At 37.8% G+C, this 13,690-nt stretch carries 9 protein-coding genes; all 9 read left to right on the forward strand.

The genetic code is table 11. The annotated features are described in order from the left end of the window. Positions 1-247 precede the first annotated feature (247 nt). Complete coding sequence (locus F5613_RS10555) at positions 248-3,415, forward strand: SusC/RagA family TonB-linked outer membrane protein (RefSeq protein ID WP_179399730.1); 3,168 nt, start codon at positions 248-250, stop codon at positions 3,413-3,415. Between the two features lie 18 nt (positions 3,416-3,433). Next, positions 3,434-4,948 (forward strand): RagB/SusD family nutrient uptake outer membrane protein, encoded by a 1,515-nt coding sequence (locus tag F5613_RS10560; protein WP_179399731.1) that lies wholly within the window; start codon positions 3,434-3,436, stop codon positions 4,946-4,948. A gap of 142 nt (positions 4,949-5,090) precedes the next feature. After that, positions 5,091-6,227 carry a sialidase gene (locus F5613_RS10565; protein WP_179399732.1) on the forward strand — a complete coding sequence of 379 codons (1,137 nt, stop codon included), beginning with the start codon at positions 5,091-5,093 and terminating at the stop codon, positions 6,225-6,227. A 216-nt stretch (positions 6,228-6,443) separates the two neighbouring features. Continuing rightward, on the forward strand, positions 6,444-7,622 hold the full coding sequence (locus tag F5613_RS10570; RefSeq protein WP_179399733.1) for an AraC family transcriptional regulator: 1,179 nt from the start codon (positions 6,444-6,446) through the stop codon (positions 7,620-7,622). Positions 7,623-7,992: 370 nt separating this feature from the next. Next, positions 7,993-9,333: a Gfo/Idh/MocA family oxidoreductase gene (locus tag F5613_RS10575; RefSeq protein WP_179399734.1), complete on the forward strand. Its 1,341-nt coding sequence runs from the start codon at positions 7,993-7,995 to the stop codon at positions 9,331-9,333. Between the two features lie 21 nt (positions 9,334-9,354). Then, positions 9,355-10,683, forward strand: a complete 1,329-nt coding sequence (locus F5613_RS10580; RefSeq protein WP_079682716.1) for a sugar MFS transporter — start codon at positions 9,355-9,357, stop codon at positions 10,681-10,683. Positions 10,684-10,691: 8 nt separating this feature from the next. Further along, positions 10,692-11,885 (forward strand): N-acetylglucosamine-6-phosphate deacetylase, encoded by a 1,194-nt coding sequence (gene nagA, locus F5613_RS10585; protein WP_179399735.1) that lies wholly within the window; start codon positions 10,692-10,694, stop codon positions 11,883-11,885. Between the two features lie 15 nt (positions 11,886-11,900). Beyond that, positions 11,901-12,668, forward strand: coding sequence for a glucosamine-6-phosphate deaminase (locus F5613_RS10590; RefSeq protein WP_179399736.1), 768 nt, complete (start codon positions 11,901-11,903; stop codon positions 12,666-12,668). A gap of 11 nt (positions 12,669-12,679) precedes the next feature. Next, complete coding sequence (locus F5613_RS10595; protein ID WP_079682719.1) at positions 12,680-13,690, forward strand: Gfo/Idh/MocA family protein; 1,011 nt, start codon at positions 12,680-12,682, stop codon at positions 13,688-13,690.

A 13,690-nucleotide genomic window follows, 5' to 3' on the forward strand; every position in this document is an offset into this window, starting at 1 on the left:
TTATTTCGCGATTTGAGATGATGAATAAATCTGCATATAATATTTTTGCATTTATAAATTCCTATATATCTTTTATTTAAATATCTGAATGAATAAAATCTACAATTATAATCAACAATAATCATTAACAATTAATACAACAAAGCCTATGAGAAAGAAAAAATAAATTGATATAATATTATACATGTCTTACGACTTTCTACTAAACGTTAGATATTTCAAATTATAACTTTAAAACAAAATACTTATGAATATAAACAAGCAATTAAAGGATATAAAATTGCAGAATAAACTCAAGTTACTTTTACTATTATCATTTACCAATTTATATCTATCTTATGCAAATCCAGCGGAATCGTTATATACACATCGATTAAATCTTGACAAGGAGAGCATTACAAATCAACAAAATCGCAAAATAACTGGGAAAATAGTTGACAGCAATGGAGAGGCTATTATAGGAGCAAATATTATTGTAAAAGAATCAAATAATGGAACTGTAACTGACATTAATGGAGAATTTGCGATAGAAAACATCAATGATAATGATATAATTCAAATCTCATATATAGGATATATTAAACAAGAAATCAAGCTCCAATCTAAATCTCATTATGAGATCAAATTAATTAGTGATAATCAGAATTTAGAAGAAGTTGTAGTTGTTGGTTATGGAACTCAACGAAAAAAAGAATTAACGGGATCTGTGACATCCCTTAAGTCTGATGAAATAATAAAAATAGCTACAAATTCGTTCACAAATTCTTTACAAGGAAAAATTCCTGGGGTTCAAATTAGTCAATCAAGTGGAGCGCCTGGAGCAGGAAGTTCAGTAAGAATACGTGGAGTTGGCACAACAGGAGCTAATGAACCTTTATATGTAATTGACGGACTCCCTATTGGAGGGTCAAATATGTCTATTAGTGGAAGTAGTGATAATATTAGTGGATTGTCTATTGTCAATCCGAATGACATCGAATCAATTGAAGTTCTTAAAGATGCAGCAGCTGCAGCGATATATGGAGCAAGAGCTGCAAATGGAGTTATTCTTATCACAACGAAAAGAGGTAGCGAAGGTCTGGCAAAAATCAACTATAACTCTTATATTGCACTTGAAGAATTATGGAAGAAACCTGATTTCTTAAATGCAAGAGAATTCGCCACATTAGCAAATGAACTTTTTGCTAATAGTAATATGGAAGCAAATCCAGAATTTTCCAACCCCGAATCGCTAGGTAAAGGAACTGATTGGATAGACGCTATATTTCAAACTGGATTTACTCAAAACCATGATTTGTCTGTATCTGGAGGGACTAAAAATACAAAAGCCTCATTATCCTTAGGATACTTAGATCAAGACGGAACAATGATTGAAACTTGGTATAAAAGATATACTGGAAGATTAACTCTTGATTTGGTTGCGAATAATTATTTGAAATTCGGATCTTCATTAGCATTTACTAACACCCAGGCAAAGGGTCAAAGAAACAATGAACTTAGAGTTGGAATTTTCAACTTAGCACAACAAATGTATCCTAATTTAGGAATTAATGATGTTATTGATGGTTCAACAGCTTATTATACTTCTCAAGCAGACAATCCCGTCTTACGTGCTAAATCAATAGACAATAGAATGGAAAACTTAAGATTGTATGGAAATTCATTTGCTGAATTAGAAATATTTAAGGGATTAAAATTGCGATCTACTATTGGCCTCGATAGTTATAATACAAAAAATACTTCTTGGGAACCTAAGGTCCAAAGAGGACATTACAGAAATCTACAGGCAAGATTAACCGATCAAAATAATAGAGGATTTAATTGGGTTCTAGAAAACACATTGAGTTATTCTGGAGTTTTCGACAAACATCGTATTTCTGCATTAGTTGGACAAACAGCCCAAAAAAATAGACAGGACTATTTATCATCTGTTGGAAAAGAATATATTAATGAAACAATACAAGTTATTGATGGTAGTAAGTCGAGCGAAAGAACAACATCTGGCACAAAATCTGAATATACTTTAGCATCATATCTTGGTCGTATTAATTATTCATTAAACGATAGATATTTATTCTCTTTAAGTATAAGAAGAGATGGTTCATCAAACTTTGGACCAAATAACAAATGGGGCGTATTTCCCTCAACATCAATTGGCTGGAATATTTCTGAAGAAGAATTTATGAAGAATCTAAAATTTATTTATTCTTTAAAACTTCGTGGAAGTTGGGGGCAGTTAGGCAATGATAATATTGGAGCATTTGGATATTACAGCACTGTAAGAATTGGAAACAATGCAGATAATTATATATTAGGTAAAAATCAAGGTCTAATAACAGGTGCATCTATATTAAGGCCAGGGAACCCTGATTTAAAATGGGAGGCAAGTGAACAATTAAATATTGGGATGGATGCCTCATTCTTTAATGGAAAACTAACAGCTAATGTAGATTACTACGTGAAGGAGACCAAAGATATGCTTATATCTCTTCCTGTTTCTTTCGAAGCAGGCTTCCAATCAGCACCTTCAATTAACGGAGGTAGCATAAGCAATAAAGGGCTTGAACTTACTATGGGATTTAGAGAAAAAATAGGTGATTTAAATTGGAGTATATCTGGTAATCTTTCATCAGTAAGTAATAAGGTGACAAGCCTAGGTATTGGATTGCCTATTACTGGAAGTAGCGTTTCAAGTTATATTAGCTTACCTGCTACTTATACTGAAGTCGGAGAAGAAGTTGGATATTTTAAAGGATACATTGTTGATGGAATATATCAATCTGATTCAGATGTTGACCTAGAATTTCAACCAAATGCAAAGGCTGGTGATTTTAAATTTAGGGATATAAACAATGATGGAGTTCTTACAGACGAGGATAAAACTAAAATTGGAAGTCCATGGCCTAATTTTACATATGGTGCGAATATTGATTTAGAATATAAAGGTTTTGATTTTAACTTATCAATAACCGGAGTCTCTGGAAATGATATTTTTAACGCAAACAAAATAAACACCTATCCCATGAAATACTTTGGTGGATCGGGAGTTGTAAATGCTTCAAAGAATATTTTAAATAGATGGACCCCAGGCAGTGGTCGGAATGAAATTCCTCGATTAATTTATAATGATGCTAATGGGAATTACGGTAATAGCTCTACATTCTACGTCGAAGATGGAAGCTTTATGCGCATAAGAAATATAACATTAGGATACACAATCCCAAAGAATATTATAACTACTCAAATTGTCACTTCTTGTAGATTATATATTAGTGTCCAAAATCTATTTACATTTACTAATTATTCAGGATTCGACCCTGAGGTAAGTTCTTCAAATCCAATAAACTCAGGTATAGATGACGGAGTGTACCCTGTTCCTCGGACGTTCCTAGCAGGTATAAACTTAAGTTTCTAACTATAATACTAAATAAATATGAAACCTATAAATAATTTTTTAATTTTTATATTTTTGATTTTAACATTTAGCTCCTGCGGTGATGACTTTTTATCTTTATCATCAAAAGATACAGTTACAGAAAGTGCATTTTTTATTACACAAGAAGATGCTTATTCTGCATTAGCTGGTGTGTATGCAACTTTGCAGAATGAAGCAACTTTTACAAATGTGCGAAATGCGGCTGACATCGAATGGGCAATTACTGGCGATTTATATGAAATGGATAGAAGTGCTAATCGAATTGAATTGCACTCATTACGTTTTCCTGCAAGCAATACGATTTTACGTGATATATATCAAAATTCATATTTAGGCATTAGTAGGGCAAATGTGGTTGTTGATAAGATATCAAAATCTCCTATTAGTCAAGAAACAAAAGATCAAATTATTGGACAAGCCCTTTTTATTCGAGGTCTCTATTACTATAATCTTGTTCATTTCTTTGGCGGAGTTCCATTGATTACAACACCTCTTTCAGCCTCTGATGATCTTCAGTTACCAAGAAATTCAGCAGATGAAGTCTGGGATCAAGTAGAAAAAGACATGATAGATGCTTCATCTTTATTACCTATTAAATGGGACAATGACATTGATAAAGGAAGAGTTACAAAAACTTCCGCATGGGGTTTTCTAGTTAAAGCATTCCTTTGGAGAGAAAAGTGGGATGATGCTATAATTTATAGCGAAAAAATAGTATCTTCTGGGCAACATTCGTTAATTGAAACAGGATTTCGAGATATTTTTAGAGAAGAAAATGAGAACAATGCAGAGATGGTATTTTCTACTCAATTTAGTACTTTGCAAGGAGAACAAAATAATTTAGTTGCAAGAACTGCTCCACGAGGAGCTCCTTCAAAATACACTGGTCCTGCTGCTTGGAGTAATTTTGTACCAAATAGACATTGGGTAAATGCTATGGAAAAAAACACAGACAATACTATAAAAGATGATCGTTATTCTGTAATTCTAGGCCCAACAGAGATTCATCCCGAAAATGGATATCAATTACCAGCTGTTCCTCCTGCTGGGATGACAAAAACAGGCTATATAGTAACAAAATACTGGTTTATGCCCCCAATACAAAATTCAGGAATAAACGCTCCAATACTTAGATATTCAGAGGTATTGCTAAATTATGCAGAAGCTCTAAATGAAAAAGGAAAATCCGATGATGCCATGAGATTGGTTAATCAAGTAAGAATTAGAGCTAAATTAGAACCCAAATCGGTTAATCTATCGAAAGAACTTGTGCTTGATGCAATTTTTGAAGAAAGACGTTTTGAATTTATTTGGGAGCCGACAGGAGGCTTTAATGATTTGAACAGAAGAGGACGATTCATTGAATTTATCAAGAAAAACAGACCTGACTTCCAAGAATTAGGCATTGATGCCAAGCCATGGTTACATACAAAACCTATTTTATTCCCTATCCCAACTGAAGCTTGGACTAAGAATAGAGCTTTAGTACAAAACCCTCATTATACATTCTAGAATATTACTATTAATATGTTAAAGTAATTCAGTCGTTTGTAGGTCTTTGGAATCCAGAAATAATTCATTTATCTCTGGATTCCAAAATATAAACAATAAACAAAATATCTTCCTTTTTTATCTAAATCAAACGGTATAATTTATGAAACAACCTTGCATAACCTTTTTACTAGCCATAATTACAGTTACCCCTAATCTTTGTTCACAGGAAAGTCTTTCAAATAAGGATAGGGCATGGAGGCATATAGAATCCTGTTTTACACCTCCTGCCCGGTTCAGGGACAGCGTGGGTGATTATCGGTCGGCGTTACGGTTCTATAATGGAGATACGGTTGCCAACCCCACGGAATGGAAAAGCCGCAGGAATGAAATCGTAGCGAAATGGAATGCCATGCTGGGAGTGTGGCCGCCATTGATTGAAAATAACAACCTGCAGATTATCAGCAAGGTGTTACGTGAAGACTTTATACAGTATACAGTGCGCTTCCGGTGGACCCCGAATGAATTTACCACAGGCTACCTGCTTGTGCCCGTTGGGGAAGGGAAAAAACCGGCCGTGATTACTGTTTTCTATGAGCCGGAAACGGCCATCGGACTGAGCGATAAACCGAACCGTGATTTTGCTTACCAGCTTGTGAAAAGGGGATTTATCACCCTTTCCATCGGGACCAAAGAGGCCTCCGAAGCAAAAACATATGCACTGTTCTATCCTGAATTAAACCATGCAACCATCCAGCCTCTGTCTGTGCTGGCCTATGCCGCTGCAAACGCATGGGATGCATTGTCACGGTTTCCCGATGTAGATTCTACACGTATCGGAATTGTTGGTCATTCCTTCGGTGGCAAATGGGCGATGTTTGCCTCTTGTCTGTTCGATAAATTTGCCTGTGCTGCCTGGTCGGACCCCGGTATTGTATTTGACGAAACAAGGGAATCTGTAAACTACTGGGAGCCTTACTATCTGGGTTACCACCCGCAGCCCTGGAGGCCAAGAGGCGTTATAAGTAAAGATAATCCGGCCAAGGGATTGTATCCCGAGTTGAGGAAAAAGGGCTTCGATCTGCATGAATTACATGCCTTGATGGCCCCAAGACCTTTCTTGGTTTCAGGAGGTTCGGAAGATCCGGATGAACGTTGGATTCCTTTAAACAGAACGATTGAAGTGTATCGATTGCTGGGCTATGAAAACAGGGTAGGGATGAGTAACAGGCCGGATCATTCTCCAACAATCGCATCAAACGAGGTTATTTACTCTTTTTTCGAATACTTCTTAAAATAGATATAAAATCCTGTGTAATTCAACTGGCTTAACTTTGGCCACAATTATAGTTTGTTTATAATTACAATTATTATATTCAACTAGAAATAATTTATATCGAAATTCTAAGCTTATTTTTTAATAAAAACACGTGCAAATTTTTATTTGTCATATTTAAAAATCATTATTTTTAAGTAAGTTTGTAAATGAGTTACTCTTAATCTAAATTTCACGACGATGGCAAAGATTCTACTCCTTACAGACTTTTCAAGCGGATACAGCCGAAACCTGTTAAAGGGAATCGTAAGATATTCAAAAGAGGTCGGCAACTGGTCATTCCAACGAATGCCATTGTACTATCGCATGCTATACGGTGAAAACGGGGTTGTAGAATGGGCCAAGAAATGGCAGGCCGATGCAATCATCGCCCAACTTTCAGACGTGAACATCGAACTTTTAAATGATCTGAATATTCCTATCATTGTTCAGAATTACAGAGATAGGAACAAGGCTGTCTCCAATCTTACAGGCGATTATTTTAATACCGGGGTAATGGCGGCTAAGTTTTTTCTTAACAGAGGATACCGGAACTTTGCTTTTTATGGATTTAAGGGAGCGATTTGGTCAAGAGAAAGGGCCGATGGTTATAGCCACGAAATTGAAAAACAGGGATATAAGCTTGCAGTACTGGAAAACGACAACAAAGACAAAGAAGAGTGGAGCTACAATCATACAGTTTTGGGAAACTGGCTTCAATCTTTACCTAAGCCTGTTGCCCTCTTTGCCTGCGACGACCATTTTGCATTACAAATATCCGAAACATGCAATGTCTATAATATTAATGTACCAGATGACATAGCTATACTTGGCGTTGATAATGACGATCTTCTATGTAATATTTCTGATCCACCCCTATCTTCAATTGTTTTAGATGTTGAAAACGGAGGATACAATGCAGGCAAACTTTTGCATCAATTGATAACAAAAGAAATAACCGAACCATTTAATATCGTAGTCAATCCTCTAATCATTGAGCGCCGCAAATCTACGGAGAAGTATGCTGTTTCGGATAAAAATATCCGAACAATTCTAAATTATATTGAAAAAAACTATGCCAATCACCTTTCCGTTGAAGAATTGGTAAAACAGGTCCCGCTATCAAGAAGGGTACTAGAGAAAAAGTTCAAGGAAGAGACCGGCGAATCCTTATATCAATATATACAGAACTATAGGATAGATCAATTCACCAGATTACTTATAACAACCGACTATTCCCTTTTTGAGGCTGCACTTCAATCCGGATTTGAAAATTACAAAAACGTGTCCCGAATTTTTAGAAAATACAAATCACTATCTCCTGCCGAATACAGAAAACGTTACAAATGCAACTCATCGGTTGAAGAAATTGAACATTGACGTTTTTTGAGGATATCGATACGTATTTTGAGATTCTAAATAGTAGATTAAGGGATATTTTTGTAAAAAATGCAACCTTATGATTATTTACTATAGAATTCAGACTCAATGTATCATTCATGTAAATTAAAATGCAGAATTTTAGATACTCTTGATCAACATTGGATCATGGGAATTAAAATAGCGGAAAATAACACGCTGGATGATATAACGCAAATCGACTCTCTCTTATGGAAATTAGTAGGCCGGGCTTTTTATCCGGCCTACAATTCCGGAGCTGATTGGCGTAACTTAGCTATTGCTCGAGTATTTAAAATGCCTGGATAAAACGTTAATCAACAAATTAGAAACAACTTAAATAACTAGTATTATGACATCAAGACGAAATTTTATTAAAAAAGCAGCCATGGGTACCGCAGCGCTAACTGTCGGTGGAGTACTTCCTGGGTTCAGCGCGAAGAGTTACAGTAACATTATTGGAGCAAATGATAAAATAAGAGTTGGCGCCATCGGCGTAAACTCAAGAGGGATGGCACTTGCAACCAATTTTGCCAAACAACAAGGTTGCGAAATTACAAGAATTTGCGATGTTGATTCAAGAGCCATTGCAAAATGTATCACATCTATCGAAAAGGCTGCATCTTACAAGCCCAAAGGGGAAAAGGATTTACGTAAGATGGTCGAATCCAAAGATGTAGATGCCGTGATCGTTGCAACTCCCGATCATTGGCATGCGCCGGCAGCTCTCTATGCCCTAAAAGCGGGTAAAGAGGTATATCTTGAAAAGCCCTGTAGTTACGCCCCTGCCGAAGGAGAAATACTTATTCAGGCAGCAGCTAAATATGGCAGAGTATTGCAGATGGGAAACCAGCGCCGTTCATGGCCGAATGTTCAGGTAGGAATCAAGGCACTTAAGGAAGGTATAATTGGAAATGTTCACTTTGGTAAAGCCTGGTATACTAACAACAGACCATCTATCGGTATTGGTAAAGAGGTAGCAGTTCCTGAATGGCTGGATTGGGATTTGTGGCAGGGACCTGCACCCAGAGTAGCATTTAAGGATAACTTTGTACATTATAACTGGCATTGGTTCTGGAGATGGGGTACAGGGGAAGCTTTGAACAACGGAACCCACATGATCGACATCCTTCGTTGGGGTATGGATGTAGACTATCCTACAATGGTTAATTCAGCAGGAGGACGTTATTTTCATAAAGATGATTGGGAGACTCCTGATACACAGGTTATAAATATTGAATTTGGCAAAAGTAAATCCATGACTTGGGAAGGTAGAAGCTGTAATGGACGTTCTATTGAAGGTAGTACTGTTGGATGTATGTTTTACGGAGATAAAGGCAGCATGTTGATAACAGGAAGCGATGGATATAAAATATTCGGATTAGATGACAAAGTTATTAAGGAGCAAACCAGTAAGATTGCGATTGATCCCAGAAATCTGATGAATCCGGCAGAAAGGCTGGATGCTTACCATATTCAAAACTTCTTCGACGGCATTCGTAAAAGTGCTGCACTCAATTCGGATATTACTTCGGGTCATAAAAGCACACTGCTTATGCAATTAGGTAATATCTCCCAGCGAGTAGGAAGATCGCTCGATATTGATCCGCTGAATGGTCGCATTCAACAAGATAGTATCGCCATGAAGCTTTGGAACAGAGACTACGAACAAGGTTGGGAAATGAAACTTTAATATACATTTTATAAAATAGATATGTCGAACGAAACCGTAAGCAGTAATACCCTCGATAAAAGATCAACAGTCATAGCTGTAATTATAATTGGAGCTATGTTCTTTATATTCGGTCTGGTATCGTGGGTAAATGCGATACTTATTCCTTATTTTAAAATTGCCTGTGAATTAACTCATTTCGAATCTTATTTTGTTGCATTTGCTTTTTACATTGCATACCTGGTTATGTCTGTCCCTTCTGCCTTTCTTTTAAAGAGAGTCGGATATAAAAAAGGGATGATGGTCGGATTCTTCTTTATGGCTGCGGGAGCATTGATATTTGTCCCTGCTGCCCTTACCCGTACATATGGCATATTTCTTACAGGCTTATTTACAATCGGCACAGGATTAGCCATTCTTCAATCAGCTGCAAATCCGTACATTACGATTGTCGGACCTATAGAAAGTGCGGCCAAGCGGATGAGTATTATGGGGGTATGTAACAAATTTGCCGGGATTGTATCTCCGTTGATTTTTGCAGCAGTTGTACTTAAAGTTTCAGACAGTGATATGTTTACTCTGTTGGAATCCGGCACATTAGATGAAGTGGCAAAAAACAACATGCTGGACGAACTGATCAGGCGTGTGATTCTTCCCTATAGCGTATTGTCGGCTTTACTCTTTGCATTCGGATTGTTTATTCGTTTTTCAGTATTACCGGAAATTAATCCTGAGCACGAAACTAAAGAAGAAGCTGCTTCAAATAATGGAAAGAAATCTATACTGGATTTTCCGTATCTTATTCTGGGAGCATTTGCATTGTTTCTGCATGTTGGGACTCAGGTGGTAGCCATTGATACGATTATCGGATACGCCGGAACGATGGGTATGGATTTATTGGAAGCAAAAGCATTCCCCTCCTACACGTTAACAGCTACGATTGCGGGTTATTTACTTGGAATAATTCTTATTCCGAAGTACATTTCACAGACCAATGCACTGCGTTTTTGCTGCACATTAGGACTTTTTCTATCTCTTGGGGTAATTTTGGCCGATTACGACGTTACAATTCTGGGACACCAAAGTAATCTGTCAATCTGGTTTTTAGCATCACTTGGATTTCCAAACTCTCTTATTTATGCAGGAATATGGCCATTGTCAATTAAGGGATTAGGCCGATTTACAAAAATCGGATCATCACTCTTGATTATGGGATTATGTGGAAATGCTATAATGCCAGTCCTTTATGGATATTTGGCAGATGTATGGGACGTGCAGGCAGCTTACTGGTTATTGGTTCCCTGTTATCTGTACCTGATATTTTTTGCAGTCCACGGGCACAAGATTAAAAGCTGGTCGCCCGCTAAATAAATAAAAAAATGAAGCATAGACTAGTTATAAACGACGCAATTATCATTCTTCCGGGTCGAATTTCGGAAAAGGGATATGTTGTTTGCGAAGGCGGAATCATTACTCAGATCGGGCAGGGATATTTTCCTGCTACTGAAAGTGATGAGATTATAAATGCTGGTGGACTTTATGTATCACCTGGGTTTATTGATATGCACACACATGGAGCCGGAGGATATGACTTTATGGATGGAACTGTTGAAGCCTATCTGGGCGCTGCCAAAATGCATGCAAAACATGGAACTACTTCCCTATTGCCAACAACGCTTACAAGTACGAATGAAGAATTACTCAAAACATTCAGTATATACAAAGAAGCAAAGGCAAAAAATACGGAAGGCGCCTCCTTTTTAGGTTTACATCTGGAAGGTCCCTATTTTGCATACGGGCAAAAAGGAGCACAAGACCCCAAGTACCTTCGGAATCCAGAACCCGAAGAATACAATGCCATCCTGGAAGCCTCCGATGATATAATGCGTTGGAGTCTGGCTCCCGAATTAAAGGGGGCGATTGAGTTTGGCAAAGTACTTCGATCTAAAAATATCTTGCCATCCATTGCCCATACAGATGCCATATGCGAAGAGGTGGAAGAGGCTTTTGACGCAGGTTTTACTCATGTAACGCATCTGTATTCCTGTATGTCTACCATCACACGCCGCAACGCATACCGATATGCCGGAGCGTTGGAAGCTACGTATCTGATAGATGAGATGACAGTCGAGATTATTGCGGATGGAGTCCATCTGCCCAAATCGCTGTTGCGGTATGTATATAAGTTCAAGGGGCCTGATAAAATTGCTTTATGTACAGACTCAATGCGGGGGGCAGGTATGCCGGATGGAGAGTCAATCCTGGGCAGTCTGCAAGGAGGACAAAAAGTAATAATTGAGGATGGCGTTGCCAAACTACCCGACCGCACAGCCTTTGCGGGAAGCGTTGCTACAGCCGACCGACTTATCCGTACCATGATCGGATTGGCGGATGTACCCCTGGAAGAGGCAATCAGAATGATTACACTTACTCCGGCTCGTATATTAAAGATAGATAAAACAAAAGGTTCAATAGAAATAGGAAAAGAAGCCGACCTTGTTCTTTTCGATAAAGATATCAATATCAATACTACCATAATAAATGGTAAGGTTGTGTATAAAAAAACTCACTAAAATACGTAGAAAAAAATGATTTTCACAAAAGATAAAATAACAGTAAAGCTTTATGATTCCCGTAAAGAGATGGGAGAAATAGCAGCAAGCGACACAGCAGCTAAAATTCAAGAGTTGCTACTCGTAAAAGATGAAATAAACATAATATTTGCAGCAGCTCCTTCTCAAAATGAATTTTTGGCTTCATTAGTCAAAGAAAACCGGATCGACTGGAGCAGAATAAATGCCTTTCACATGGACGAATACATAGGGTTGGAAGAGGATGCTCCTCAAAGATTCGGACATTTCTTAAAAGAGAGCATTTTCGGGAAAGTTCCCTTCAAACAGGTTAATTATATCAACGGGAAAGCTCTTCCTTCCGAAGAATGTGCCCGATACGAAGCGCTTTTAAAACAATATCCTGCAGACATTGTTTGCTTAGGAATAGGAGAAAATGGTCATATTGCATTCAATGATCCGCACGTGGCTGATTTCAAAGACCCTCAGGCTGTTAAAGTTGTTGATCTGGATCAGGCCTGCAGGCAGCAACAAGTCAACGACGGATGCTTTCAATCCATCAATGAAGTACCAACTCACGCCTATACTTTAACCATACCGGCACTGCTTTCGGCCGACTATATGTATTGTATTGTTCCTGGCGAAAGCAAGGCAAATGCTGTATACCATACATTGTACGGTGAAATTAGTATAAATTGTCCAGCCTCTGTTTTACGAACAAAAGATAATGTAACTTTGTATCTCGATGCAAATAGTGCGTCATTAATAGAGACAAAAACCTTTTAAATTTACATATCATGAAATTAAAAATCATTGCATTGTTATGTTTGCTGATTACATCCGCTGGTTTGCTACATGCACAGGAAGTAATCAAAATAGGTATAATTGGTCTGGACACATCACATGCTCCAGCATTTATTAAATTGTTAAACAGCAATGATCCTCTACCGGAACATAAGGGTTTTAAGATTGTTGCTGCCTATCCCTATGGATCGAAAACAATCGAAAGCAGCTACAAACGTATCCCAGGATATACGGAAGAGGCTCAGAAGCATGGAGTTGAAATAGTAGGGTCTATTGCTGAACTTTTGGAGAAAGTGGATTGTGTTATGCTTGAGACCAATGACGGTAATCTGCATCTTGATCAGGCTGTTGAAGTCTTGAAAACCGGCAAACCCATGTTTATTGATAAACCGGTAGCCGCCACTCTAACCGATGCGATTGCTATTTTCTCGTTGGCTAAAAAATACAACTCTCCTATGTTTTCTTCATCTACCTTACGGTTTACTCCAAGAAATCAAGAGCTTAAAAGAGGAGAACACGGTAAGGTTTTGGGTGCCGACTGTTTTTCACCGGCAACAAACGAACCTTCTCATGCCGATTTCTCATGGTACGGGATCCATGGTGTTGAAACCTTGTTCACCGTTATGGGTGGTGGCTGCAAGCAGGTAACCCGTGTATCTGCCGAAGGTACAGATGTTGTAGTGGGATTATGGAACGACGGACGTATCGGAACATTCAGAGGACTCCGTACAGGTAAAGCTGACTTTGGTGGTACCGCTTTCTGCGAATCAAAAACGGTTGCAGCAGGTGGATACATTGGATTTAAAGATCTGCTAACGGAAATTCTTACATTCTTCAAGACAAAAAAGGTTCCGGTAACTGAGCAGGAGACCATAGAAATATTTACTTTTATGGAAGCTTCCAACCAAAGCAAGCGATTGGGAGGGAAACCCGTATCAATGCAGGAGACACTTGAACGCTGTACAAAAGCCGCTCAAAAGGTTCTAAAAGCTAAGAAATATTAA

It is taken from the genome of Macellibacteroides fermentans (genome assembly GCF_013409575.1).
Classification (GTDB): Bacteria; Bacteroidota; Bacteroidia; order Bacteroidales; family Tannerellaceae; genus Macellibacteroides; species Macellibacteroides fermentans.

Coding starts and splice junctions, on each gene's coding strand:
- F5613_RS10560 (WP_179399731.1), top strand. CDS start 3,434: ATGAAACCTATAAATAATTTTTTAATTTTTATATTTTTGATTTTAACA.
- F5613_RS10570 (WP_179399733.1), top strand. CDS start 6,444: ATGGCAAAGATTCTACTCCTTACAGACTTTTCAAGCGGATACAGCCGA.
- F5613_RS10595 (WP_079682719.1), top strand. CDS start 12,680: ATGAAATTAAAAATCATTGCATTGTTATGTTTGCTGATTACATCCGCT.
- nagA (WP_179399735.1), top strand. CDS start 10,692: ATGAAGCATAGACTAGTTATAAACGACGCAATTATCATTCTTCCGGGT.
- F5613_RS10565 (WP_179399732.1), top strand. CDS start 5,091: ATGAAACAACCTTGCATAACCTTTTTACTAGCCATAATTACAGTTACC.
- F5613_RS10590 (WP_179399736.1), top strand. CDS start 11,901: ATGATTTTCACAAAAGATAAAATAACAGTAAAGCTTTATGATTCCCGT.
- F5613_RS10580 (WP_079682716.1), top strand. CDS start 9,355: ATGTCGAACGAAACCGTAAGCAGTAATACCCTCGATAAAAGATCAACA.
- F5613_RS10575 (WP_179399734.1), top strand. CDS start 7,993: ATGACATCAAGACGAAATTTTATTAAAAAAGCAGCCATGGGTACCGCA.
- F5613_RS10555 (WP_179399730.1), top strand. CDS start 248: ATGAATATAAACAAGCAATTAAAGGATATAAAATTGCAGAATAAACTC.